The sequence below is a fragment of the Albidovulum sediminis genome (genome assembly GCF_025380365.1).
Classification (GTDB): Bacteria; Pseudomonadota; Alphaproteobacteria; order Rhodobacterales; family Rhodobacteraceae; genus Albidovulum; species Albidovulum sediminis.
In genome coordinates this window covers 335000-358652 of sequence record NZ_JAOCQF010000001.1, presented here as the reverse complement: position 1 = coordinate 358652, position 23653 = coordinate 335000, and the positions used below count along the sequence as shown (strand labels likewise).

The window sequence follows — 23653 nt, the reverse complement described above, 5'->3', positions numbered from 1 at the left end:
TTCTAGCGACAATCGGCGTCCAGAATCGGACCGAAAACGCATGCACGACAGACCGAACGGACCAATTTCGGGCGCCAACCGGGCCGTTTAGACTTCGTGCTGTGGGCAGCAGCTTTATCGGGTCATTTCGCCGATGCAGCGCTCAGCCGTGCGAGGTCAGGCTGAACCGATTTGACCTCCCGTGTCACGATGTACGTCATGTAGCGGTCGACCCCGAGCTCCGCTAACAGCATTTCCTCCATCAGGGTTTGAAAGGCCGAAAGACTGGTGGTGACGACCGTCATGACGTAATCCATCCCCCCGCCGGTGGCGACGCAGTCTGTAACCTCGTAAAGGCTGCGGACGTGCGCCTCGAAGCGGTCGAAATCCAATTTGCGGTGACTTTTCAACGAAACCGTAACCACGACCTTGGAAACATCGACGATCCTGCCCAGAGCAAGGTCAGCATGGTAGCCGCAGATCAGCCCTGCCTTCTTCAGTCGCGCGAAGCGCGCCCAGCAAGGTGTAGGGGAAAGCCCGACGAGTTCCGCCAGTTTGGACTTGCTAAGCTGCCCATGTTGCTGCAACGCGCAAAGGATACGAATGTCAGCGGCGTCCAGGTTCATCTTTTCATTCTCCAGCAGCGTGGATGAGGAACTTCATTCCGGACATGCGCCGCCCAAGCGCAAGGGCGCCCGGACATCTATTCTCTGCAAGATCGCTTTGCAATCTGGCGATGCACTGACATCGAGGGGCGCTCCCGTGGTATTAGGCGCCCGCCACCCGGGTGAATGCCCGTGCCGCCAAACTCCTCCCCACCCCGCCGAAACTTGATCTGCCCGCGATGAGTGGATGCTTTTTCGGGCACGATCCGCGGTTTCGGACTTACGGCGAAAGTCAGCTCTCCGCCCGCGGGCAGGAGCCAGCCCATTCAGGCCGTTTCCGTCTCCCGATGTCCGCTCTTGCGCTCGGTCTGTGGTGCCATTGCACCTACGGCAAAAGTCGGCCTCCCGCCCATTCGCACGATGCCTGTTAGCGCATTCCCCGGATCAACTCTGCGCGCCGCGCGGACGAAACCGGGCAATGGGCCCTGAGGGTCGTGTCGATGTTTTCGTGCCCCAGCCCCAGTGACCAACCGCCAGGATCGCACCATCAAACCGCGGGATCAAACACCTAGTGCGGTTGCATCACTCCCGGCGAGGATCAAATAGCCCCGTCAGGGCCGTGTCAGTGGAAACCGGTTTGAAGCGGGCGCAGGTGCCGCGCGGCGTCCGGACATACGCCACCTTCACCGTGACGGTTATCGGCGCGCCGCATTGGGACGAATTCGGCGGCTCTTGCAGGATGAGAGGGGATGGTCTCGTCGATATTCATCCGGTCCGGGCCGCGGTCCCTTGGTTTCACGAGCGGCTGCGCCGTGATGCGGGATCACGGGCGGGTCTGCATGTGAAGATTTCGTGACGGCACGGGTTTGGAATTGCCCGCCTCTTTATTTCTGTTATCCATGAAATATGGAAACACTGATTCCTTCACGCCTGTCCATTCTCGGTCACCCTCAGCGGCTGGCCATCTTCCGTCTGCTCATGCGCCGCTATCCGGACCGCGTGCCGGCCGGGGAACTGGCAGAGGCGTTGGGTCTCAAGGCCTCCACGCTGTCGGCCTATCTGTCCGCGCTGATGCAAGCCGGGCTGGTGACCCAGGATCGGGTCGCAACCTCGCTTCGCTACTCGATCGACATGTCCGAGGTGCGACGGACCTTCGACTACCTGCTCCTCGACTGCTGCCGCGGTCGCCCGGAATTCTGCTCACCCGTTTCAATGCCCTTTGCCATGGGGTCCGATGCCATGCCGCGCGCCAAGTTCAACGTGCTGTTCATCTGCACCGGCAACTCGGCGCGATCCATCTTCGCCGAGTCCATCCTGCGCGAGACCGCGGGCGACAGGTTCAACGCCTACTCCGCCGGGACGCGTCCCGGATCGACACTCAATCCCTTTGCCGTCCAGGTCCTCAGGGACAAGGGGCACGACATATCGGTGCTCAGGTCGAAGGACGTCTCGGAGGTTTCCGGCCCGGACGCTCCGCATTTCCATTTCGTCTTCACCGTCTGCAACCAGGCGGCCAATGAAGAATGCCCGGCCTGGGAAGGTCAGCCGGTCACCGGGCACTGGGGCATGCCGGATCCGGTCAAGGCCGAGGGGAACGATGCCCAGAAGGCGCTCGCGTTCCAGCAGGCCTATGGGGCGCTGAAGCAGCGGATCGACCTCTTCACCGCGCTCAACATCGAGTCCCTGAGCCGTCTGGCCCTGCAGGCCAGGATCGACGAGATCGGCGGCAAATCCTGTGCGGAGCTGTCATGACGACCTATGCCCTGAACGGCCTTGGCCGCATCGGCAAGCTTGCCCTCAAGCCCCTTCTCGCGCGCGGGGCCAGGATCGCCTGGATCAACGACGCCGTGGGCAATCCCGCGATGCATGCACACCTGCTTGAGTTCGACACGGTGCATGGTCGCTGGAATGCGCGTCTTTCCCACGATGCGGACAGCGTGACCATCGACGGCACGCGGCTGCCGTTCATCGGCACGCGGGACCTTTCGGCCCTGCCGCTCCGGGGTGTCGACGTGGTCATCGACTGCACCGGCGCCTTCAAGACCGTGACGAAGTTGGCGCCGTATTTCGAGGCGGGCGTGAAGAAGGTCGTCGTTTCGGCGCCGGTCAAGGACGCAGGCACGGCCAATATCGTCTACGGGGTCAACCACGACACCTACGATGCCGCGGCGCACCGGATCGTCACCGCCGCAAGCTGCACGACGAACTGCCTGGCGCCCGTGGTGAAGGTGATCCACGAGGCGATCGGCATCCGGCACGGCTCGATCACCACGATTCATGACGTCACGAACACCCAGACCATCGTCGACCGGCCCGCGAAGGACCTGCGCCGCGCGCGCTCGGCGCTGAATTCGCTGATCCCGACCACCACCGGCTCGGCCACGGCGATCACGCTGATCTATCCCGAACTGAAGGGACGACTGAACGGCCATGCCGTGCGCGTGCCGCTGCTGAACGCCTCGATCACCGACTGCGTGTTCGAGGTGAAGCGGTCGACGACCGCCGAGGAGGTGAACGCCCTCTTCAAGGCCGCGGCGGAGGGGCCGCTCGCAGGCATCCTCGGCTACGAGGAGCGGCCGCTGGTCTCGGCCGACTACACCAACGACACGCGGTCCGGCATCGTGGACGCGCCCTCGACCATGGTCGTGAACGGCACGCAGGTGAAGGTCTACGCCTGGTACGACAACGAGATGGGATACGCGCACCGCCTCGTCGACGTCGCACTGATGGTCGGGGCCTCGCTTTGACCGGCCGCCCTGCGCCCGCGCGGCCCGATGCCCTGGGGGCCTATGTCGCGGTCACCGCCGCCTACTGGGCGTTCATGCTGACGGACGGCGCGCTCAGGATGCTGGTGCTGCTGCACTTCCACACGCTCGGCTTCTCGCCGGTGCAGCTGGCCTACCTCTTCGTGCTATACGAGATCGCCGGGATGGTGACCAATCTGTCCGCCGGGTGGATCGCGGCGCGCTTCGGGCTGAGCTCGACGCTTGTCGCGGGCCTCGGGCTTCAGGTGGCGGCGCTGGTCGCGTTGGCGCAGCTCGATCCGGAATGGGCCATCGGGCTTTCGGTCGCCTATGTGATGGTCGTGCAGGGCGCGAGCGGCGTGGCCAAGGATCTTGCCAAGATGTCCTCGAAATCCGCGGTGAAGCTGCTGGCGCCGACAGAGGGTGGCATTCTTTTCCGCTGGGTGGCCCTCCTCACCGGCTCGAAGAACGCGGTGAAGGGCGCGGGCTTCCTTCTCGGCGCGGCGCTTCTGGCAACGCTGGGCTTCGTCTGGGCGGCTCTGGCGATGGCCGCCGTCCTGGCGGTGATCCTCGTGGCCGTGCGGGTCGCGATGCCGCCGGGGCTGCCGAAGGGGCGCAAGGGAGTGAGGTTCTCCGAGGTCTTCTCCCGGTCCGCCAACGTGAACTGGCTGAGCGCGGCCCGGGTGTTCCTTTTCGGCGCCCGCGACGTCTGGTTCGTGGTTGGCCTGCCCGTCTATTTCCATGCCGTTCTGTCCGACGGATCGCCCGAGGGGAACCGCGGCGCCTTCTTCATGATCGGAATCTTCATGGCGCTCTGGATCATCCTCTACGGAGCGGTCCAGGCCGCGGCGCCGCGCCTCCTCCGCGCGGCCAGCCGGCCCGAGGGGGAGTTGATCGCGGCAGCCAGAGGTTGGGCCTGGATGCTGGCCCTGGTGCCGGCCGTGCTGACCGTGGCAGCGTTGCTGTCACCCGTTCCGCAGACCTGGCTGACGGTCACGCTCGTGGGCGGGCTTCTCGTCTTCGGCGCGGTCTTCGCGGTGAACTCGTCGCTCCATTCCTATCTGATCCTCGCCTTCACCAAGGCCGAACGGGTCACGATGGACGTGGGCTTCTACTACATGGCGAATGCCGCCGGCCGTCTCATGGGCACCGTTCTGTCCGGTCTGACCTACCAGGCCGGGGGGCTGTCGCTTATGCTCGGCACGGCAGCCGCGATGGTCGCACTCTCGGCGCTGGCCGCCGGTCGACTCGGCGCCGAACCTCGACAGGAGATCTCCGCATGAGCGTGTTCGAGCGCTATCTTTCCGTCTGGATCGCCCTGGCCATCGTGGCCGGGATCGCGATCGGCAGCATCGCGCCATCGCTCGTCGAGGCGATCGCGGCGGCCAAGGTGGCCAGCGTCAATCTCGTCGTCGCGGTGCTGATCTGGGCGATGGTCTATCCGATGATGGTCGGTGTCGATCCCGGCAGCCTCAGGAATGCCTTCAAGCAGCCCAGGGGGCTGGCCATCACGCTCGCGGTGAACTGGCTGATCAAGCCCTTCACGATGGCCGCGCTCGGGGTCCTGTTCTTCGAGGTCGTCTTCGCCGACCTGATCGCGCCCGGGGACGCGCAGCAATACATCGCGGGCCTGATCCTGCTTGGCGCCGCGCCCTGCACGGCGATGGTCTTCGTCTGGTCGCAGCTCACGCGCGGCGACGAAAGCTACACGCTGCTGCAGGTCTCCGTGAACGACGTCGTCATGGTGTTCGCCTTCGCGCCCATCGTGGCATTCCTGCTCGGTGTTACCGACATCACCGTACCTTGGGAGACATTGGTTCTCTCTGTGGTGCTCTTCGTGGCGCTACCGCTCGCCGCGGGACTCTGGACGCGCACGCGGCTTGGCAGCGCGGCCCGGATCGAGGCGTTCCGTGACCGGGTCAAGCCATGGTCGGTCGTCGGTCTTGTCGCGACAGTCGTCATTCTCTTCGGCCTCCAGGGGCAGGTGATCCTCGACCGGCCGCAGGTCATCGCGCTGATCGCCGTGCCGATCCTGATCCAGTCCTACGGCATCTTCGCGCTGGCCTATGCCGCCGCCTACGCGCTGCGGGTGCCGCACCGCATCGCGGCGCCCTGCGCGCTGATCGGCACGTCGAACTTCTTCGAGCTCGCGGTGGCCGTGGCGATCAGCCTCTTCGGCCTGAACTCGGGTGCGGCACTGGCCACGGTCGTTGGCGTGCTGGTCGAGGTCCCGGTCATGTTGTCGCTCGTGGCATTCGCCAACCGCACCCGCGCGAAATTCGCCTGACCGGGTGTCGAGCACGGCGGGCCTGCCCTGCCGGAAGGGCGGGCATGGAGCCGTGGCGGGTCGGCGAAAGACGGGCTGTCGCCCGGCTTCAGCGTCGGGGCCCCACCTCGGGACCCGCACGCGCCGTCGCGCGGGTTCGGGCGATCACGTCCTGCGCCGCGCCGCGCGGATCGCGTTGAGGACGGCGACGATCTCCCGGTCGCGCTCTGCCGCCATCTCCTCGAAAGGTCGCCCCGCGGCGATGGCGTTGCAGCCGTCGACCATGCGGTCGCGCAGTTCCCGCGTCAGTTCGGGCGCCTCGAGCCGCGTCCAGGGCCATTTCAGCGCCGGGCCGAACTGGTCGAGGTTGGTGGCCATGCCACCCTCTCCGCAGGCGACGTGGAAGGCCATGCACTGGCCTTGCACCGCCATGCGCGGCGCCGGGCCGTTCATCAGCGCGTTGTCGATGTCTTCTGGCGTCGCCTCGCCGTTCGCCACCATGTGCAGGGCCTCGCGCCAGAGCGCCTCCTGCAGCCGCGTGGCGACGAAGCCGGGGATTTCCTTCTTCATCACCAGCGGCGCCTTGCCCGCAACCCGGTAGAAATCCTCCGCCCACCGCACGGCTGCCGGATCGGTTTTCCGGCCGCCGACGATCTCGACCAGCGGCAGAAGGTAGGGCGGGTTGAACGGGTGGCCGATGACGGTGCGTTCGGGCGTCGGGCAGTCCTTCTGGATGTCCGTCATCATCAGCCCCGAGGTCGAGGAGGCGATGACACAGCCCCTCGGCGCGACCTCGCCCAAACGCTTGTAGAGCGCCTGCTTCAGCTCCAGCCGCTCGGGCGCGCTTTCCTGGATGAACTGCGCGTCCCGCACCGCCGCATCGAGATCGGTCGTGACCCTCAGCCGGTCGCGCGAGGCACCGGGGGCCAGCCCCAGCGCCTCAAGGCTGATCCAGGCGGTGTCGATGACCGACATCAGCGCCGCGCGTTCGCCTTCGGCGTGGATATAGGCGGTCACGTCATAGCCGCGCGCCAGGAAATGCGCGGCCCAGCCCCCGCCGATGGGACCCGCGCCAAGCGTGGTGACGCGGGTGACAGAGGAAGGATCGGGATACATCTTATCGCCCCTTGAACACGGGATCGCGCCGCTCGACGAAGGCCGCCACGCCTTCCCTGGCGTCCTCCGAAGTCAGCATCCTGCGGTAGGTCGGCAGGTCGCCTTCGCGCATATGGGCGAAGGCCTGTTCCAGCGGCCGGCATTCGATTGCGCGCTGCACCTCCTTGACGCTTTGCATCGCCAGCGGCGCCGAACCGGCAATCCGGTCGGCCCATTCGCGGGCCGCATCCATTTCCTGCCCTTTCGGCACGACCTTGTTGACAAGGCCGTAGTGCGCGGCCTCCTGCGCGGTCATGCGGCGGCCCAGAAGGAACATCTCCATCGCGATGTTGTGGGGGATGCGGCGCGGCAGGCGTTGCAGCGCACCCGCGTCGGGCACGATGCCCAGCGGCATCTCCGGCAGGCCGAATTCCACGTGCTCGGCGGCGATGATCAGGTCGCAGGACAGCGCGATTTCAAAGCCGCCGCCGATGGCCAGGCCGTTCAGCGCGCAGATCACCGGCTTGTTCAGCCGCCAGTTCTCGGTCAGCCCGGCAAAGCCGCCGATCCCGTAATCCTCCTGCCACCAGTTATCGAGCTCCATCTCGCCCGCGTTCAGCGCCTTCAGGTCCCAGCCGGCGGAAAAGATCTTCTTCCCCGCGCCGGTCAGGATCGCGCACCAAAGCTCCGGGTCGTCGCGCAACTCGGCGAAGGCCCGGCCCATCTGCCGGCTCATCTCGATGTCGATGGCGTTGACCTTGGGCTTGTTCAGCGTGACTTCCAGCACGCGGCCGCGCCGCGCCGTTTCGACAAGAGACATCGGAACCCTCAGGAGAACGCGGGGATGACTTCCTTGCAGAACAGCTCCATCGAGCGTTTCTGCTCCCTGTGGCCAAGGCCGAGCGAGGCGTAGTAGATGAATTCGTCGACGCCGATCGCCTCGTACTGCTTCAGCTTGGCGATCACCTCGTCGGGCGTGCCGAACATCAGGTTGCGCGTCAGCATCTCCGGGTCGTATTCGGCGCGGTTGCCGAGCTGGTCAAAGGGGATCGAGCGCGGAAAGCCGTTTTCCACGTCGCCCATGTTCTTGAACAGGTTCTCGAACTGCGACAGCTGGCGCTGCGCCGCGCGCACCGGCACCATCCAGTCTTCCTTGCGGTCGTAAAGGGCGGTGTGGCGCATCATCGCCATCGTGGGGCGCTTCTTGCCGGGGTTGGCGGCCATCGCCTCGGCCATGCGAGCCATGTAGGTCTCGGCCTCGTCCATCCCGCGCGTGAGCGGCCAGGACTGGATGTTGCAGCCGTTCCTGACCGCGTAGTCGTAGGTCATCGGCGCGCGCGCGGCGACCCAGATCGGCACCTCCTTCTGCAGGGGCTTTGGCACCGACGTGGCCTTGGGGAAGGACCAGAACTGGCCGTTGTGCTCATAGTCGCCCTGCCAGAGCGCCTGCACGGCGGGCAGCATTTCCTGCATGTGGCGCCAGGCGTCCGATTGCTTCAGGCCAGGATGCATGCGGTCGAACTCGCGCTGGTAGGCGCCCGAACCGATGCCGAATTCGAGCCGCCCGCCCGAGATCAGGTCGAAGAAGGCCGCCTCGCCCGCCAGCTTGATCGGATGCCAGTAGGCGGCGACGGCGACAGCCGTGCCCAGGCGGATGCGGCTGGTATTCTCGGCCCACCAGGTCAGGATCGAGAAGGGGTTGGGCGCGATGGTCATCTCCAGCGCGTGGTGTTCGGCCGCCCAGGCGATGGTAAAGCCGCCCTCCTCCGCCATCTGCACCATTTCAAGCGTGTGGCGCGCGACGTCCCGCATGTCGAGCGTGTCGTCCAAGCGCTCCAGGTTGATCGCCAGCTGAAATTTCATCTCATCCCTCCCCGGATCGCTTTTGACCTCCATGTTCGCCGCTTCGCGGCCGGTGTTTGTCGGAATTTCGACACCCAAAGCGGTTTTTCGCCAACGTTTTCGTCCGTGGTGAGACCCCGGCCTTGTCTGTCAGGGCAGCTTCGCCTCGCTTCGGCGGGTCAGCCGGACCTACCCCATGAAACGCGGATCCCCGGTCGCCCATGCAACGCCGTCGCCGCGATCCATGGTTGCGAGCAGCGCCATGTCTTCCGCATCTATCTCGAATCCGAAGAGGTCGATGTTCTGGCGCATCCGCACGGGATTCAGGCTCTTGGGCAGGACCGCAAAGCCTTTCTGCACACCCCAGCGCAGCAGCACCTGCGCCTCCGTCACACCGTACTTGACGGCCATCGCCTTGAAGGGCGAACCGGCTTCGTCGCCCGCGGCGCGCATCTCGCTGGTCTTCGCGCTGCCTTGACCGGGTGCGGCACGCCACGTGGAAAGGGGCACGAGCGAGCTATAGGCGATAGGCGCGATCCCGTTTTTCGCCATGAACTCCAGAAGCTGCGGCTTCTGCGACCAGGGATGCAGCTCGATCTGATTGTACTCCGGCAACGGCAAGCCCGCGGCGCGGATCTCCTCGACATGTGCCTCGGTGTAATTGCTTACCCCGATCGACCGCGCCTTGCCCTGCGCTTTCAGATCGACCAGTGCCCGCCATTCGTTCACGCGCTCGGACCCGCCTGAGGGTGCGTGGATGAGGTAGAGATCGACGTAGTCGAGCCCGAGTGCGTCCAGTGAACCTGCGAAGGCCGCGACGGTCTCGCCGTAACCTTTCGGCTTGTCGCCCCAGGCAGGATTCCCGGGCCAGAGCTTGGTTGTCACGAAGATGTCCGAGCGGTCAAGGCCGGCATCTTCGATCCCCTCGCGGATGCCTCTGCCTACCCCCGCCTCGTTTTGATAGCCGGCAGCGGTGTCGATGTGGCGATAGCCGGCCGCGATCGCGGCGGCGACGGCAGCCGGCGCATCATCGTCTGCAATCAGGTACGTCCCGAATCCGACCGGAGGAATGCCGGCAGCTGTCTTGCTTTTCCTTGTGGAATGGTCAGTCATTTCGATCTCCGGCTAGCACCCAGATGCCCAGGGTATTTGACTTTCAGGATGATCTTTAGCTGACAAGACAGATGGTTTCTTGCTCATTGAGAGAGAACACTTGTCAATTCCTCCATACCAACGGAAAGAATGCCAAGTTGACCGCAGGCTGTGCTACCCCTTGCCCGGCGCAGAAGGATGGAGGCGTTGTGGAACCGGAACTCTCTCGGATGGCGGGCGATCTTGTGGACGCCGCGGCGACGGATGGCGTTACCAAGCTCGGGTTGGGGGATGCCGCGATCCTCTGGCGCAGTCATCCTTCCGCCATCGAGGGGTCGCTTTACCGCCCGCTCCTGTGCATGGTCATTCAGGGGGCGAAGGAGGTCATGGCAGGCACCCACCGCGTTCATTGCCCTGCCGGGCACGCCATCATCGTCAGCCATGACCTGCCGGTCCTGTCACGCATCACCGAAGCATCGCCGGACAAACCCTATGCCGCCTTCGTGCTTCCCATCGATCTTGGCCTGTTGCGCAGCTTCTATGACCTTGTTCCGGACTTCGATGACGGACAGCAGGATATGGCGGCGCTGAGATCTTACCCGGCGGACGCCGGCCTGACTGGCGCCGTCGCCCGGTTCCTTGAGCTTGTCCGTGGCGACGCGGCCGCAGCGCTTCTTGGTCCGATCCTTCTGCGCGAGATACACGCCCGTCTGCTCGTGTCCGCGCAAGGGGCCATCCTGCGGCGTTTCCTTCGCCGCGACGACCCCTCGAACCACCTCGCCAGGGCGATTGCGTCGATCCGTTCTTCCATCAACGAACCGCTGTCGGTTTCAGTTCTGGCGGCACATGCCGGCATGAGCAAGTCGTCATTCCACGCGCATTTCAAGGCAGTGACGGGCCAGACGCCCGGCCAGTACCAGAAGGATGTTCGCCTTCTCGAGGCGCGCCGGCTTATCATGGAAAGCAGCGATGCGATTTCCTCGGTCGCCTTCGATGTCGGCTACGAAAGCCCCGCACAGTTCAGCCGTGACTATTCGCGCAAGTTCGGTCAATCCCCGCGCGAAGACCGCCACCGGGGACGCGCGGGAACACGGGCGGCACCCGGCGCCGCCTGACCTTCGCGCGAAATGCCGACTGCAGGCGCGTGCCGGCAGCCCGGCGGCAGACCGCAGGGCGCACGACGCCCTTACCGCATGACGAAGGGATTGGCCATCGGCGTGTCGGAGGTGTTCACCCAGACGGTCTTCGGGCGCGTATAGTCCCACATCGCCTGAAAGCCGCTTTCGCGGCCGTAGCCCGATCCCTTGACCCCGCCAAACTCGGCGATGGGCGACACGACGCGGTAGGTGTTGATCCAGACGATGCCGGCACGGATCGCCTTGGCCATCCGCATCTGCCGCGCGCCCGAGCGGGTGAAGATGCCGGCGGCCAGCCCGTGCCTGGTGTCATTGGCCAGCCCGATCACCTCTTCCTCGGTGCGGAACCGCTGCACCGCCAGCACCGGGCCGAAAAGCTCGGTATCGACGATGTGCAGGTCCTGGCGCGGACATTCGAGGATCGTGGGCTCGTAATAGGTGCCCGGGAGCCCCGCAGGCCGCTTGCCGCCGGTCACAAGGCGCGCGCCCTCGCTGAGCGCGCGGGCGACCTCGCGTTCGATGTGGTCAAGCTGGCCCGCGGTGCAAAGCGGCCCCATCTGGGTTTCCTCGGCCAAGGGGTCGCCGATCAGGATGGTGCGCGCAATCGCGGTCATCCGTTCGAGGAATTCGTCGGCGATGTCTTCGTGCAGATAGAGCCGCGACCCCGCCACGCAGCTTTGCCCCGTCGCCCCGAAGATCCCGGCGATCGATCCGTTCACCGCGCTTTCGATGTCCGCGTCCTCGAAGACGATGAAGGGCGACTTGCCGCCAAGTTCCAGCGAGACCTCGGCAAAGTTCTCGGCCGAATTGTAAAGGACATGCCGGGCGGCGTTCGGGCCGCCGGTGAAGGAGATGCGCGCGACCAGCGAGTGCGAGGTCAGCGCCTTGCCGCACGGATCGCCGTGGCCCGAGACGATGTTGACCACACCGGGGGGAAAGCCCGCCTCTTCGATCAGCTCACCGAACTCCAGCATCGCCGCCGAGGCCTGCTCCGACGCCTTCAGCACCACGGTATTGCCCGCCGCCAGCGCGGGGCCGATCTTCACCGCCACCAGGAACAGCTGCGAGTTCCAGGGCACCACGGCGGCCACCACGCCCAGGGGTTCGCGCCGCGTGAAGACGAACAGGTCGGGCTTGTCGATGGGCAGCGTCTCGCCCGCGATCTTGTCGGCGCAGCCCGCGTAGAAATGGAAGAACTCGGCGATGTACTTCGCCTGCCAGCGGGTTTCCTTCAGCATCTTGCCGGTGTCGATCGATTCCGTCCGGCCCAGCTGCTCCGACCTCTCGGCCAGGAGATCGCCCAGCCTGCGCAGGCATTTGCCGCGCTGGCTGGGCAGCATCGAGGCCCAGGGCCCGGAGCTGAAGGCGCGGTCGGCGGCGCGCACCGCGCGGTCGACATCCGCCGCCGTAGCCTCGGGCACGCGCGACCAGACCTGCCCCGTGGCGGGGTTGATGCTGTCGAAGGTGCCGCCGTCCGAGGCATCGACCCACTCGCCGTCGATCAGCATCTTGTAGCGTTTCACGTCGGCCATCGCGCGTTTCCTCCCCAGGTCCGGTTCCATCCATACTGACCGCGCCGGGACAGATGAACTCCGAATTTTCGCCAGGCCATGGCGAAAATTGCGTATATTCGCACGGCCGCAGATGGCACGGATTGGGAAAAGGGGGGCGCGGATGCCGGAAAAGCAGGTCATCGGGGAACCGATCGTGATCAACGGACGCCGCCTTTCGCTCAGCCGGGCGATACGCGCGGGAGATTTCGTTTTCCTGACCGGGCAGGTGCCGATGAGGGACGGGGCGGTGATGACCTCGGGGACGATCGAGGACCAGACGCGCGCGGTGCTTGACGAGATCACCGCGACGCTGGCGCTGGCCGGATGCAGCCGGGATGATGTGGTCAAGGCCATGGTCTGGCTTGTCGATCGCGCCGATTTTCCGGGCTTCAACGCGGTTTATGGCGAATACTTCCCGAACGATCCACCGACCCGGTCTGCCGTGGTTTCCGATCTGCTTGTCGACGTGAAGGTCGAGGTCGAGGTCATCGCCCACAAGCCCGTGGCCCGGCCATGAACGCGGCCATGCGCGCGCCTGACGGCACCGCCCATGACCTGACCGGACCGGAGGGCGCGCCGGTGGTGGTGCTGATCCACGGCCTCGGGCTCAACCGGGCCTGCTGGCAATGGCTCGTGCCGGACCTGGCGGCGCGCTACCGGGTCCTGACCTACGATCTTCCCGGCCACGGCCAAAGCGCCGCGCCGCCGCCCTCTCCCACGCTGCGGACGCTCTCCGACCATCTGGCGGCGCTGCTGGATCACCTCGGGATCGCGCGGGCGGCGCTTGTCGGTTTCTCACTCGGCGGCATGATCGCCCGGCGCTTCGCACAGGATCACCCGGCGCGGGTGAGCGCGCTTGGCATCCTGCATTCGCCCCATCGCCGCACGCCCGCTGCGCAGGCGGCCGTCGTTGCCCGCGTCGGGCAGGCCAGGACGGAGGGGCCACAGGCAACGGTCGAGGCGGCGCTGGTGCGCTGGTTCACCGATAGCTTCCGCGCGGCCAATCCCGAGATGATGGATCTTGTGCGGTCCTGGGTCATGGCCAACGATCCGGTGGTCTATCCGTCGATCTACCGCATCCTCGCCGAAGGCGTCGACGAGGTCGTTGCGCCGAACCCGCCGATCGCCGTGCCCACGCTGGTGATCACCGGGGACGAAGATTACGGCAATGGCCCCGAGATGACCCGCGCCATCGCGGCCGAGATCGCGGGTGCCGAGGCGCTGATCCTGCCCGGCCTTCGCCACATGGCGCTGGCCGAAGACCCGCCGGCGTTGAACCGGCCGCTGGTCACCTTCCTTGACCGGCATCTGGGGGCGCGCGCATGACCGGCATCCTGAAAGGCATTCGCGTTCTGGACCTGTCCCGCATGCTGTCGGGGCCTTATTGCACGATGATGCTGGCCGATCACGGCGCCGAGGTGATCAAGATCGAGGACCGCTTCGGCGACACCAGCCGCCAGAACGGCCCCTTCCGGGACGACGACCCCGACCACGACTGGGCGGGCTATTTCGTCAGCCTGAACCGGTCGAAGAGAAGCGTGCAGATCGATCTGAAGACCGAGGCCGGCAAGGCGGCCTTCCGCGCCCTGGCCGCCACCGCCGATGTCGTGGTGGAAAACTTCCGCCCCGGCGTGATGGACCGGCTGGGGCTGTCCTGCGAAAGCCTGGCCGAGGTGAACCCGCGCCTCGTCTATGCGGCAATCCGGGGCTTCGGCGATCCGCGATCGGGCGAAAGCCCCTATCGGGACTGGCCGGCCTACGACGTGGTGGCGCAGGCGATGGGCGGGCTTGTCGCGCTGACCGGGCCGGATGCGCGGACGCCGACAAAGGTCGGCCCCGGCATCGGCGACGTCTTCGCCGGATCGCTGATGGCCTTCGCCATCCTCGCGGCGCTGCGCGAGGCCGAGGCGACCGGGCGCGGCCAGTTCGTCGATGTCGCCATGTACGATGCCATGGTCTCGCTTTGTGAACGCGCGCTCTATCTGTACGACTTCGAGGGCATCGTGCCGGGACCCGAGGGCAATGGCCATCCGCTGCTGGCGCCCTTCGGCATCTTCGCGGCCCGGGACGGGCATGTGGCACTGGGCATCGTCGACGATGCGTTCTGGGTCAGGCTGGCCACCGCGATGGGCCGGGCTGAGCTGGGCAGCGACCCGCGCTACGCCACCCGTGCGGCGCGGCGGGCCAACGCGACCAGCATCAATGCCATCGTGTCCGACTGGACCGCGGCGCGGACCAAGGTCGAGCTTGCCGGCATTCTCGGCGGCCTGGTGCCCTTCGGCCCGGTGAACACCGTGGCCGACATCGTCGCCGATCCGCATGTGGCGGCGCGCGGCATGATCGCGACGGTGCCCCATGCCGAACCGGGCCGGAGGCCCTGGCGGGTCGCGGGCAATCCGGTCAGGTTCTCCGCCCATCCCGCGCCGGACTACGCACCGCCCGAGCGCTTGGGGCAAAGCAACCCTGAGATTCTGGGCACCGCCACGGCGCCAGCCCTCGATGCCCGGGCGCTGCGCAACGCCTTCGGCGCCTTTGCCACGGGGGTCACGGTGCTGACCACCCGGCAAGCCGACGGCACGCCGCGCGGATTTACCGCGAATTCCTTCACCTCGGTCTCGCTCGACCCGCCGCTGCTGCTCGTGTGCCTGGCCAAGACGGCGCACAGCTTTGCCACCTTCATGGGCGCCGAGCATTTCGCGGTGAACGTGCTCGCGGAGCATCAGAAGGCCATATCGGGCCTTTTTGCCAGCCGGGCGCCGGACAAGTTCGACCAGTGCGCCTGGAGACCCGGCGCGCAGGACGTACCGCTGATCGACGGCGCGCTGGCGCATTTCGCCTGCGCGCGTGAAAGGCTGGTCGACGCCGGCGACCACGTCGTGCTGATCGGGCGCGTCCTCGACTTCGCCACCGCCGACGGCGATCCGCTGGGCTACTTCCGGGGCAACTATTTCTCCATCGGGCTTGAGGATCGGCTTGTCTCTGCCGTCGCCGCGGCGGGCGCCACCCGGATCGGCGCGGTCCTGAACAACCGGGGCCGCCTGCTCCTGTGCGAAGGGCCGAACGGCGCCCTGTCCGTCCCGGTCGCACGCGGGGCGAAGCCGAGCCTTGACACCCTTCGCGCCGGACTGTCGGCCGAGGGGCTGACGCCCGAGGTCGAGTTCCTCTATGCGGTCTATGAGGACCGCGAGACCGGTACCACCGGAATCTTCTACCACGGCCAGGTCGAAGGGGCGGCGCCGAAAGGTATGGTCTACCTGCCGCTCGACGCCCTGCCCTGGGACCGGGTCGCCAGCACCGCCGAACGCGCGATGCTGGAACGCTATGCCGGGGAATTCCGGCATGGATCGTTCGGCATCTATCAGGGCAATGAAATCACGGGAAAAGTCCGTCGCGTGACGGAGAGTTGAGGGAGATGATGATGCTGCCGGAATTACGCAAGGTCGTGACTTATGACGAAGACATCCACCAGGACGGCGGCCGCACCGTCGCGCCGGTGCTGCGGATGATCGGGGTCGCCGCCGTGGTCAGGAACCCCTGGCACGGAAAAGGCTTCGTCGAGGATCTCTCGCCCGAGATCAAGCGCATGGCGCCGCCGCTCGGCAAGATGCTGACCGACCGGCTGATCGCCCTGGCGGGATCGGGCGACGCGATCGAGGCCTATGGCAAGGCCGCCCTCTGCGGTACCGATTGCGAGCTGGAACATGGCTCGGCGCTGATCCACACCCTGCTTTTCGGCAACTTCTACCGCGAGGCCGTCGGAGCCAAGACCTATCTCGGCTTCACCAACACGCGCGGGCCGGCGAACACGCAGATCCAGGTGCCGCTGATGGACAAGCACGACAGCGGGCGGCGGTCGCACTACCTGACCGTGCAGTTCGCGATCCCCGACGCGCCGGGGCACGACGAACTTGTCGTGGCGCTGGGTGCCGCCACCCGCGGGCGGCCGCACCACCGCATCGGCGACCGCTATTCCGACCTTGCCGCGATGGGGCGCGACATCGAGAACCCCGCCGGCGTCTAGGTGGCCCCGCACACCGCATCACCTCAGCGCGTCGAGAGAACACCCTCAAGGCTTCGGATGACATGGGCCATGTAGGCGTCATCGTAGCCCGAGTCGTTCTCGAGGACGCTGAGGAAGGCGGCGACGCGCCCGGTCTCCATGTCCGCCATCAGGAACTGGCCGCCGTAGCCGGCGTGGCCGACCCATTTGCCATCGGTCATCAACTGGTTCGAGTAGCGGACCCAGCCGCGCGTCGCGCCGAGGATCGGCGCCGGCCGGTGCAGCGATCGCTCCAGAAACATCCGGTCGCCGACATCGGCGCCGCTGACCGCACCGCCGCGGCGGGCCAGCAGCAGGCCGAAACGGGCCAGATCGCGGGCCGACAGGCAGGCGCCGCCCGACAGGGCCGGCAGAAGGTCGGGGCTGAGCGAGATGTGAAACCCGCCCTCGTATCCCGCCGCGTCCGCGATGGCCTGCAACCGTGCCAGCGGAGGCTGATCGCCGACCGCCGCCGCGATGAGGGTGAGGACATCGGTATTGGCCGACTTGTAAAGCGCGTGCCCCGTCCGGTTCACGAGGTCGCCGCCGGTCAGGCCGGCGACGAAATCCCGCAAGGTGATCTCGGCCCGGCCGTCCGGCGGAAGCCGCCATCCCAGCGCCTCCTCCTCGGCGTAGCATCCTGACTGCGGGTCGTCGTAATCCTCGGTGAAGTCGTTCTCCACGTTCATGTCGAGAACATCCTGCACGGACGCCGCCGCATAGCCGGAACCGATCCAGGGCAGGTAGCGGACCACCGGCAGGTCGGGGTCGATCCGACCGGAAGCGACAAGTTCACCAAGGATGAGATGGGCGTGCAGCTTGGTGACCGACTGGATCGAATGCGGCCGGTCCGGACCGAAGTCACCGGCATGGGAAGAGTGCAGGACACGGTCGCCCTCGGCCACGACCAGCGCAGAAAAGGCGGGATTGCGGGTCAGGCCGGTTGCCTCGACCGCGGCCGACAGGCGGGGATCGGGGGTGTCGCGAAGGGAGAGAATGCGGCGCGCGCGGATCATCAGCATGCGCCGCCAGCGGGCATGGCCGTTGTGAAACCCCTCGCGGCGCCGGTCGGGCTGGTTCCAGCCCTGCTTGTTGTCCTTGCCAACCGTGAGGTCCGGGTTGGGAATGCTGGGCAACCCCGTCATGTCGCGGCCCATTCATGGATCAGCACGTCGACGGCGACACCGCCCTTATCGTAGACGAACAAGGGATTGATCTCCACCTCCGCCAGCACGTCGGCACGCGCCGCGACGGCTTCGGCGAAACCGGCGATCCGGGCGGCGAGGCCTGCGATGTCGACCGCTTTCGCGCCCCGGTAGCCGCCTAGAAGATGCGCCACCTTCAGACCGCGCAGCGCGGACTCGACCTCAAACGCGGTCGCGGGCAGGAGCAGTGTCGCGCTGTCGCCGATCAGTTCGGCCAGAACGCCCCCCGATCCCAGCGTCAGAGCCAGCCCGAACTGCGGATCGGAACGCACCGAAAGGATCAGTTCGGCGACGGGCCTTTCCGCCATTTCCTCGACGAGGAAGCGGTCGGTCAGCGCGGCAGGGTCGCGGGCGGCGACGGCTGCGCGCATGTCGGCGACGGCCCGGGCAACACCTGCGGCGTCGACCAACCCGACGGCTACCGCGCCGGCCTCTGACTTGTGGGCCAGCCGTGGCCCCATCATCTTCAGCACGACCGGAAATCCGACCTCGGCAGCAGCGATGGGGGCCGCCTCGCCCGCCACGACGCGCCCCTCGGGCACCGCGAGGCCAAGCGCGCTGAGCCACTGCTTGCCTTCCGCCTCCTCGATCATCCGGACATCGTTTCGGGGGACAGCCGGCAAGAGCGGCTGCGGCCGGTCAGCAGAGAGCCGGGCACGCATCGCCGACCACCTGGCAGCAGCCGCGATCGCGTTCAGCGTCTCGTCAATGCCCTGCATCGGGGCGACGGCGCGCGCGATCAGCATGTCGCGCGTCTCGGCGTCCAGGTTTTCCGGCAGCGTCGCGCAGATCGCGGCCGGGATGCCGTGGCGCCGGGCGGCCGCGCAAAAGGCGAAGGCGTCGTTCAGGTAATAGACCTTCGACTCATCCAGCCCGGCCGCCGGGTAATCCTGCACCAGAACCGCCGCATCGGCCTTCGCAAGGGCGATGGCGCGTTCGAAGACCGGGCCGGTGATCCCGGGCTGGCCCCAGATCGGCGTGGTGTAGTCGAGCGGGTTCGACACGGTCGCGATAGGGGGCAGCATCCCGGCCAGTTCGGCCTGCGCGGGTGCGTCGAAGGCGGGAAAGTCGAGCCCGATGATCTCGGCGTGGTCGGCCAGCATGGTCGCCCCGCCGCCCGAACAGGTGAAGCCGGCGACCCGGGGGCCGGCGGGCGCACCAGAGACGCAGATAAACTTCAACGTTTCAAGAAGTTCCGACGGGTTCTTGACCCGGATCACCCCGGAACGGTCGAACAGCGCGTTGTGCAGATCGTCGGCGCCTGAAAGCGAGCCGGTGTGGCTGACGGTCAGGCGTGCGCCGATCCGCGATGACCCGGTCTTGAGCGCGACCACCGGCACCCCCCGGTCCAGCGCCTTCAGGCAGGCGGCCTCGAAGCTGCGCACGTCGCGCAGGCCTTCGATGTGAACGCCGATGGCGCGGACGGCGGGATGGTCGGCAAGGTGGTCGATGAAATCCTCGATCGTCAGGACCGATTGATTGCCGCCCGAAATCATGTGCGTCAGCGGCAGCGACCGCTGGGCCATGGTGATGTCGGAAGAAAGCATCCCCGACTGGGTGATGATCGCCGCGCCCCAGCCGGGGCAGGTGCCGCCATGGGCAAAGGGCCAGAGCGCCGCGCCGTCGAGGTAGTTGATCATGCCGTAGCAGTTGGGCCCGATCAGGGCCATGTCGCCGGTCGCCTCGATCAGGCGGCGTTCCAGCTCTGCCCCCGTCGCGCCGGCCTCGCGGAAGCCGGCGGTGTAGCAGACGATGCCGCCCGCGCCCATCCGGGCAAGTTCGGCCACGGCCTCCACCGCAGCGGGTGCGGGCACGGCCAGAAAGACCGCGTCCGGTGCCTCCGGCAGGTCGGCGAGGCTGCGGAAGCAGGGATGGCCGCCAAGCGCGTCGCGCCGGGGATTGACCGCCCAGATAGCGCCGCGAAAGCCGCGCCGTTCGGCCTCTCCGATCGCGACCTCGGCGTCACGCCCGCCGACGAAGGCGATGTGGCGCGGCGACAGGAGCCGGGTCAGGTTGGCACGGCGGGCGGGCGTCATGCTCCGAGCGGCCTCAGGATCGCGCGGGTGATGATGTGGCGCTGGATCTCGGAGGTTCCATCCCAGATGCGTTCGATCCGCGCGTCGCGCCACATCCGCTGGACGGGCAATTCCTCCATCAACCCCATGCCGCCGTAGATCTGCACGGTGTCGTCGGCGACCCGGTTCAGCATCTCGGAGCAATAGACCTTGACCATTGCGGCGTCGCTGTCGGTCATGATCCCCTGGTCCGCGCGGCGCACCGTGTCGGCGACCAGCAGATCGCCGGTGCGAAGCCCGATCGCCATGTCGGCCAGACGGAAGCCCGTGGCCTGGAACTGGCCGATCGGCTGGCCGAACTGCTTGCGGGTGGCGCACCAGTCGGTCGCCATCTCGATCAGCCGTTCCGCCTTGCCGCAGCAGGTCGCGCCGATCCAGACCCGCCCCATGCCCAGCCACTTGCCCGCCAGTTCAAAGCCCCTGCCCTCTTCGCCCAACACCTGGCCGGGGCCGAGGCGCACGCGGTCGAAGATCAGCTCATAAGTCTTGTAGCCACGGTTCGAGACGCACTTGGTGCCCTCACGGAAGGTCACGCCGGGCCTGTCGCGATCGACGAGGAAGGCGGTGATGCGTTTGCGCGGCCCGCGCTTGGTTTCGTCCATGCCGGTGACGGCGAAGACGATGGCGAAATCGGCCATCGTCGGGGCCGAGATGAAATGCTTCATCCCGTCCAGGATCCAGTCGTCGCCGTCCTTGCGCGCGCGGGTCTGCATCCCCATCGCATCCGATCCCGCGCCCGGCTCGGTCAGCCCGAACAACTCGCGCTTTTCGCCCGTGACGCAGGGCATGAGGTAGGTGCCGACCTGATCGCCCTCGCAGGCCAGAAGCAGTTCCGTCGGCCGGGCGACCCAGGAATGCAGCGCGTGGCTGGTGCGCCCGAATTCCCGCTCTATGATCGACATCTGGGTATAGTTGAGCCCCCCCCCGCCGACCCGTTCCGGCAGGTTGGCGGCGAAGAGGCCAAGTTCCTTCGACTTCGCCTCGATCTCGCGCCCGATCTCCTCAGGCACTTCGCCCAGGCGGTCGACCAGGTCTTCGTGCGGGATCACCTCACGCTCGAAGAAGGCACGGACAGAGGCGCGCAGAAGCTCGTCCTCGTGCGAGTGAACTACGGTCATCAGGTCTCTCCGGAAGCGGAATTGCGGCTGCGGCGCGCGTTCAGCGCCTGGATGAGGAAGAAGATCAGGGTGACGGCGATCAGCACCACGGCGGCGGCCGCGACCGTGGGGTCGGTGTTCTCGCGGATGCCGTTCCACATGCGACGGGGCAGCGTGTAGACGCTGAACTTGGACAGGAACAGCGTCACGACGATCTCGTCCCAGGACGCGATGAAGGCAAAGATCGCCCCTGCGAGGACGCCCGGCCGGATCGACGGCAGGATCACCCGCCGCATCGTCGTCCAGTTCGAGGCGCCCAGATTGCGCGAAGCCTGCTCAAGCCGCGGATCGAACCCGGCGAGCGAGGCCGATACCGTGATCAGGACCAGCGGCGCGGCCAGGACCGTGTGGGCGAGGATCAGCCCGGCATAGGTGTCGATCAGGCCCAGGGGCACCATCAGCCGGTAGAAGGCCATTGCAGAAATGATCGGCGGCACGACCAGCGGAAGAAGCAGGAAGGCGCGCACCACCTCGCCCCATCTCGACGCCACCCGCCACAGACCGATGGCGCAGAACGTGCCGAGCGCGGTTGCCAGCACCGCGACGGAAAGGCCGATCACGGTGCTTTGCCAGAAGCTCGACATCCACTCTTCGGAGGTGAAGAGCTTTTCGAAATGCCTGGCGGAATAGTCGCCCTTCGGCATCGAAAGAAAGCCCTTGGGTGTCAGCGAAACCGGAATGGCGACCAGCGCCGGCGCGACCAGGAAAAGCAGGATGAGCCACGCCCCGTAACGGTTCAGGATGGCCGGCAGGCCCGGTTTCATGCCTTGGCCCCCCCGAAGACGGTCGAAAGCTTCATGAAGCGCGACATGACGAAGAGAAGGGCAAGAACCCCGAAGAGCATCAGCGCCGCCAGCATCGCCGCCGTGCCCCAGCGGAGCGTCACGAGAATCTGGACCGAGATGTATTCGGCGACCATAAGCACCTTGCCGCCGCCCAGGATCGCAGGCGTCACGTAAAAGCCGAGCGACAGGATGAAGACCAGAAGCGCCGCCGCCACGAGGCCGGGTTTCGTCAGCGGCAGGTAGATGCGCCAGAATGTCTGGGTGCCGGTCGCGCCCAGGCTGCGCGATGCCGCCAGCACCCGCGTGTCGATGTTCTGCATCGAGGCCAGAAGCGGCAGGACGGCGTAGGGGATCATGTAATGCACCATGCCGATCAGCACGCCAAGCTCGTTGCGCATGAATTCGATGGGCTGGGCGATGAGGCCGATACCCAGAAGCGTCTCGTTGACCAGCCCCTTGCGGCCGAGAAGCATGAGCCAGCTGAACGTGCGCACCAGGACCGAGATCCAGAACGAGACGAGGAGAAGGCCGAGCATCCGGTTGCGGCTGCCCTGTGCGACATGGACCATGGCGTAGGCGATGGAATAGCCGAGGACCACCGAGAAGGCGGTGGTGATTACGCAGATGCGGATGGTCGTCCAGAGAATGCCGGCGAGGTTGTCCGAGGTGACGAGCGCGGCGTAGTTGCCAAGGCCCGGCTCGGGGTCGGTCACGCTCAGCCACAGGATGTTGGCGATGGGGCCGAGGAAAAGCGCCACCACCAGCGCAAGGAACGGCAGGACCAGAAGCCAGCCGGTACCGAAGCGTGTGAGGGGCGAGCCGTTCATCCGGGGCGATTCCTTCGCGTGGAAAAGGGGCGGGGCCCGAAGGCCCTGCCAGGTGACAGACCCGGCGGCGCGGGAGCGGCGCCGCCGGGATCGAGGATCAGGAGATCGCCTCGAGGAAGGCGTTGACGGCGTCGCCGCCGTTCTCGCCCCACCAGGTCGGATCGTTGTAGACGATCCCGTCGATGTTCATCGCCGAGGTGATGGCATAGGGTTGCTGATCCTCGGGGATCTGGGCGAAGGCTTCGGGGTTCGACGGCGTCATGCCGAGGCAACCGAGAAGCGTGAGCTGCGAGGGAACGGACTGCGCGGTGGCGATGAACTTCATCACCGCCTCTCGCCCGGCGGGGTTGCCCTTCGGCACGATATAGGCGCCCGGCATGGCAAGCGCCTCGTTCATCACCAGCTTGTAGCGGCCGTCGGTGTCCATCTCGATGTTGCGGCCGCGGTTCTGCCAGATCATGCCCATGGACACCTCGCCGTTGACCACCATCGAATGCGCCTCGGAGCCCGAGCCCCAGTAGAGGCTGTCGTCCTTGATCGACTTGATCTTGGCGAGCGCCCGGTCCATGTCGAGGGGGTAGAGCGCATCCTTGGCCACGCCGTCGGCCAGAAGCGCGCCTTCAAGCGCCCCGTTCGCCCATTTGTAGAGCGACCGCTTGCCGGGAAACTTCGCGGTGTCGAAGAAGTCGGCCCAGTTTTTCGGCGGATTGTCCCCGTAGGCTTCGGTATCGTAGACGAAGGCATAGCCGTAGAGAATGATCGAAACGCCGTGCTCCAGCGCGTATTGCGGCAGCGTCCGGTCCTTCGAGACGATGTCGTAGTCGATCGGTTCGAGATGCCCCGAGGGGCCAAGCGCCACGGCGTCGAAAAGGTCGGCGTCGCAGACGTCCGCCGTGACGTTGCCGCTGTCGACCATTTCCTTGATCTTGCCCTGAAGCGGACCCGACGTGTCGAACTTCAGCGGCATCCCGGTTTCAGCGGTGAAGGGATCGCCGATGGCCTTGCCGTGGCATTCCTCGGACTGGCCGCCCCAGTTCCACATCACGATCTCGTTCGCCGCCGCTTCCGCGTCACCGGCGATCACGGCCTGCGTGGCGATGCCGGCCATGCCGCAGAGCACGAGGAAGGTGCGCCGGTCCATCCGGCCTTCCTTGAACGCCTTTGCACCCTCCTGTGCGGCTTCACGCATGAATTGCTTGTCGTGCATTCCAGGTCTCCTCCATGTTGATCGGGCTTGCCGCCCGGTCGTTCGC

The 23653-nt window shown here is 66.5% G+C and carries 22 protein-coding genes; 10 read left to right on the top strand and 12 right to left on the bottom strand.

Annotation, left to right across the window (positions count from 1 at the left end):
* Positions 1-122: 122 nt before the first annotated feature.
* On the bottom strand, positions 123-605 hold the full coding sequence (locus N5I32_RS01715) for an Lrp/AsnC family transcriptional regulator (RefSeq protein ID WP_261493665.1): 483 nt from the start codon (positions 603-605) through the stop codon (positions 123-125).
* 604 nt (positions 606-1209) lie between these two features.
* Between N5I32_RS01715 and N5I32_RS01710 the strand changes: the two genes are divergently transcribed.
* From N5I32_RS01710 to arsB, 5 genes are read left to right on the top strand one after another with little or no spacing between them, the layout of a single operon-like run.
* Positions 1210-1440 carry a hypothetical protein gene (locus N5I32_RS01710; RefSeq protein ID WP_261493664.1) on the top strand — a complete coding sequence of 77 codons (231 nt, stop codon included), beginning with the start codon at positions 1210-1212 and terminating at the stop codon, positions 1438-1440.
* Positions 1441-1490: 50 nt separating this feature from the next.
* Positions 1491-2336 (top strand): arsenate reductase/protein-tyrosine-phosphatase family protein, encoded by an 846-nt coding sequence (locus tag N5I32_RS01705; protein ID WP_261493663.1) that lies wholly within the window; start codon positions 1491-1493, stop codon positions 2334-2336.
* Complete coding sequence (locus N5I32_RS01700; RefSeq protein ID WP_261493662.1) at positions 2333-3331, top strand: ArsJ-associated glyceraldehyde-3-phosphate dehydrogenase; 999 nt, start codon at positions 2333-2335, stop codon at positions 3329-3331. The genes N5I32_RS01705 and N5I32_RS01700 overlap by 4 nt, the downstream gene beginning before the upstream one ends.
* Positions 3328-4611, top strand: coding sequence for an organoarsenical effux MFS transporter ArsJ (gene arsJ / locus N5I32_RS01695; protein WP_261493661.1), 1284 nt, complete (start codon positions 3328-3330; stop codon positions 4609-4611). Before N5I32_RS01700 ends, arsJ begins: the two co-directional genes overlap by 4 nt.
* Complete coding sequence (gene arsB / locus N5I32_RS01690; protein WP_261493660.1) at positions 4608-5615, top strand: ACR3 family arsenite efflux transporter; 1008 nt, start codon at positions 4608-4610, stop codon at positions 5613-5615. Before arsJ ends, arsB begins: the two co-directional genes overlap by 4 nt.
* A gap of 144 nt (positions 5616-5759) precedes the next feature.
* Here arsB and N5I32_RS01685 read toward each other — a convergent pair whose 3' ends face one another.
* From N5I32_RS01685 to N5I32_RS01670, 4 genes are all read right to left on the bottom strand, one after another.
* The gene (locus tag N5I32_RS01685) at positions 5760-6710 is read right to left on the bottom strand and encodes a 3-hydroxyacyl-CoA dehydrogenase NAD-binding domain-containing protein (protein WP_261493659.1); all 951 of its coding nucleotides are present in this window, start codon (positions 6708-6710) and stop codon (positions 5760-5762) included.
* Position 6711: 1 nt separating this feature from the next.
* Positions 6712-7509 carry a carnitinyl-CoA dehydratase gene (locus N5I32_RS01680; protein WP_261493658.1) on the bottom strand — a complete coding sequence of 266 codons (798 nt, stop codon included), beginning with the start codon at positions 7507-7509 and terminating at the stop codon, positions 6712-6714.
* Between the two features lie 8 nt (positions 7510-7517).
* Entirely contained in the window at positions 7518-8552 is a 1035-nt protein-coding gene (locus N5I32_RS01675) for an LLM class flavin-dependent oxidoreductase (RefSeq protein WP_261493657.1), read from the bottom strand.
* A gap of 168 nt (positions 8553-8720) precedes the next feature.
* Positions 8721-9644, bottom strand: coding sequence for an aldo/keto reductase (locus N5I32_RS01670; protein ID WP_261493656.1), 924 nt, complete (start codon positions 9642-9644; stop codon positions 8721-8723).
* Positions 9645-9853: 209 nt separating this feature from the next.
* On the opposite strand from N5I32_RS01670, the gene N5I32_RS01665 reads away from it, so the two are divergent.
* Complete coding sequence (locus N5I32_RS01665) at positions 9854-10738, top strand: AraC family transcriptional regulator (protein ID WP_261493655.1); 885 nt, start codon at positions 9854-9856, stop codon at positions 10736-10738.
* A 71-nt stretch (positions 10739-10809) separates the two neighbouring features.
* Here the strand turns inward: N5I32_RS01665 and N5I32_RS01660 are convergent, their stop codons facing one another.
* Positions 10810-12291 (bottom strand): aldehyde dehydrogenase, encoded by a 1482-nt coding sequence (locus N5I32_RS01660; protein WP_261493654.1) that lies wholly within the window; start codon positions 12289-12291, stop codon positions 10810-10812.
* 142 nt (positions 12292-12433) lie between these two features.
* Here N5I32_RS01660 and N5I32_RS01655 point away from each other — a divergent pair, with 142 nt between their 5' ends.
* The 4 genes from N5I32_RS01655 to N5I32_RS01640 are packed head-to-tail and all read left to right on the top strand — an operon-like array spanning position 12434 to position 16333.
* Complete coding sequence (locus N5I32_RS01655; protein WP_261493653.1) at positions 12434-12829, top strand: RidA family protein; 396 nt, start codon at positions 12434-12436, stop codon at positions 12827-12829.
* 8 nt (positions 12830-12837) lie between these two features.
* Positions 12838-13638, top strand: coding sequence for an alpha/beta fold hydrolase (locus N5I32_RS01650; RefSeq protein ID WP_261493652.1), 801 nt, complete (start codon positions 12838-12840; stop codon positions 13636-13638).
* Positions 13635-15719, top strand: a complete 2085-nt coding sequence (locus tag N5I32_RS01645; protein ID WP_261493651.1) for a CoA transferase — start codon at positions 13635-13637, stop codon at positions 15717-15719. Before N5I32_RS01650 ends, N5I32_RS01645 begins: the two co-directional genes overlap by 4 nt.
* A gap of 11 nt (positions 15720-15730) precedes the next feature.
* Positions 15731-16333: an amino acid synthesis family protein gene (locus N5I32_RS01640; RefSeq protein WP_261493650.1), complete on the top strand. Its 603-nt coding sequence runs from the start codon at positions 15731-15733 to the stop codon at positions 16331-16333.
* Between the two features lie 23 nt (positions 16334-16356).
* Here N5I32_RS01640 and N5I32_RS01635 read toward each other — a convergent pair whose 3' ends face one another.
* From N5I32_RS01635 to N5I32_RS01610, 6 genes are all read right to left on the bottom strand, one after another.
* Positions 16357-17496, bottom strand: coding sequence for a serine hydrolase domain-containing protein (locus N5I32_RS01635; RefSeq protein ID WP_261493649.1), 1140 nt, complete (start codon positions 17494-17496; stop codon positions 16357-16359).
* A complete protein-coding gene (locus N5I32_RS01630) occupies positions 17493-19592 on the bottom strand; it encodes an acetate--CoA ligase family protein (RefSeq protein ID WP_261493648.1) in 2100 nt (699 codons plus the stop codon). The genes N5I32_RS01635 and N5I32_RS01630 overlap by 4 nt, the downstream gene beginning before the upstream one ends.
* The gene (locus N5I32_RS01625) at positions 19589-20749 is read right to left on the bottom strand and encodes an acyl-CoA dehydrogenase family protein (RefSeq protein WP_261493647.1); all 1161 of its coding nucleotides are present in this window, start codon (positions 20747-20749) and stop codon (positions 19589-19591) included. Before N5I32_RS01625 ends, N5I32_RS01630 begins: the two co-directional genes overlap by 4 nt.
* Positions 20749-21552: an ABC transporter permease gene (locus tag N5I32_RS01620; protein ID WP_261493646.1), complete on the bottom strand. Its 804-nt coding sequence runs from the start codon at positions 21550-21552 to the stop codon at positions 20749-20751. Before N5I32_RS01620 ends, N5I32_RS01625 begins: the two co-directional genes overlap by 1 nt.
* Entirely contained in the window at positions 21549-22400 is an 852-nt protein-coding gene (locus tag N5I32_RS01615; RefSeq protein WP_261493645.1) for an ABC transporter permease, read from the bottom strand. Before N5I32_RS01615 ends, N5I32_RS01620 begins: the two co-directional genes overlap by 4 nt.
* 97 nt (positions 22401-22497) lie before the next feature.
* Positions 22498-23607 carry an extracellular solute-binding protein gene (locus N5I32_RS01610; protein WP_261493644.1) on the bottom strand — a complete coding sequence of 370 codons (1110 nt, stop codon included), beginning with the start codon at positions 23605-23607 and terminating at the stop codon, positions 22498-22500.
* Between the last annotated feature and the right edge of the window lie 46 nt (positions 23608-23653).

Excerpts from the sequence above, each read along its gene's own strand:
- N5I32_RS01660 (WP_261493654.1), bottom strand. The coding sequence starts at position 12,291 with ATGGCCGACGTGAAACGCTACAAGATGCTGATCGACGGCGAGTGGGTC.
- N5I32_RS01705 (WP_261493663.1), top strand. The coding sequence starts at position 1,491 with ATGGAAACACTGATTCCTTCACGCCTGTCCATTCTCGGTCACCCTCAG.
- N5I32_RS01645 (WP_261493651.1), top strand. The coding sequence starts at position 13,635 with ATGACCGGCATCCTGAAAGGCATTCGCGTTCTGGACCTGTCCCGCATG.
- N5I32_RS01610 (WP_261493644.1), bottom strand. The coding sequence starts at position 23,607 with ATGCACGACAAGCAATTCATGCGTGAAGCCGCACAGGAGGGTGCAAAG.
- N5I32_RS01630 (WP_261493648.1), bottom strand. The coding sequence starts at position 19,592 with ATGACGCCCGCCCGCCGTGCCAACCTGACCCGGCTCCTGTCGCCGCGC.
- N5I32_RS01670 (WP_261493656.1), bottom strand. The coding sequence starts at position 9,644 with ATGACTGACCATTCCACAAGGAAAAGCAAGACAGCTGCCGGCATTCCT.
- N5I32_RS01635 (WP_261493649.1), bottom strand. The coding sequence starts at position 17,496 with ATGACGGGGTTGCCCAGCATTCCCAACCCGGACCTCACGGTTGGCAAG.
- N5I32_RS01680 (WP_261493658.1), bottom strand. The coding sequence starts at position 7,509 with ATGTCTCTTGTCGAAACGGCGCGGCGCGGCCGCGTGCTGGAAGTCACG.
- N5I32_RS01715 (WP_261493665.1), bottom strand. The coding sequence starts at position 605 with ATGAACCTGGACGCCGCTGACATTCGTATCCTTTGCGCGTTGCAGCAA.
- N5I32_RS01675 (WP_261493657.1), bottom strand. The coding sequence starts at position 8,552 with ATGAAATTTCAGCTGGCGATCAACCTGGAGCGCTTGGACGACACGCTC.
- N5I32_RS01650 (WP_261493652.1), top strand. The coding sequence starts at position 12,838 with ATGCGCGCGCCTGACGGCACCGCCCATGACCTGACCGGACCGGAGGGC.
- N5I32_RS01620 (WP_261493646.1), bottom strand. The coding sequence starts at position 21,552 with ATGAAACCGGGCCTGCCGGCCATCCTGAACCGTTACGGGGCGTGGCTC.
- N5I32_RS01665 (WP_261493655.1), top strand. The coding sequence starts at position 9,854 with ATGGCGGGCGATCTTGTGGACGCCGCGGCGACGGATGGCGTTACCAAG.
- N5I32_RS01615 (WP_261493645.1), bottom strand. The coding sequence starts at position 22,400 with ATGAACGGCTCGCCCCTCACACGCTTCGGTACCGGCTGGCTTCTGGTC.
- N5I32_RS01655 (WP_261493653.1), top strand. The coding sequence starts at position 12,434 with ATGCCGGAAAAGCAGGTCATCGGGGAACCGATCGTGATCAACGGACGC.
- arsB (WP_261493660.1), top strand. The coding sequence starts at position 4,608 with ATGAGCGTGTTCGAGCGCTATCTTTCCGTCTGGATCGCCCTGGCCATC.
- N5I32_RS01685 (WP_261493659.1), bottom strand. The coding sequence starts at position 6,710 with ATGTATCCCGATCCTTCCTCTGTCACCCGCGTCACCACGCTTGGCGCG.
- N5I32_RS01640 (WP_261493650.1), top strand. The coding sequence starts at position 15,731 with ATGCTGCCGGAATTACGCAAGGTCGTGACTTATGACGAAGACATCCAC.
- N5I32_RS01700 (WP_261493662.1), top strand. The coding sequence starts at position 2,333 with ATGACGACCTATGCCCTGAACGGCCTTGGCCGCATCGGCAAGCTTGCC.
- N5I32_RS01625 (WP_261493647.1), bottom strand. The coding sequence starts at position 20,749 with ATGACCGTAGTTCACTCGCACGAGGACGAGCTTCTGCGCGCCTCTGTC.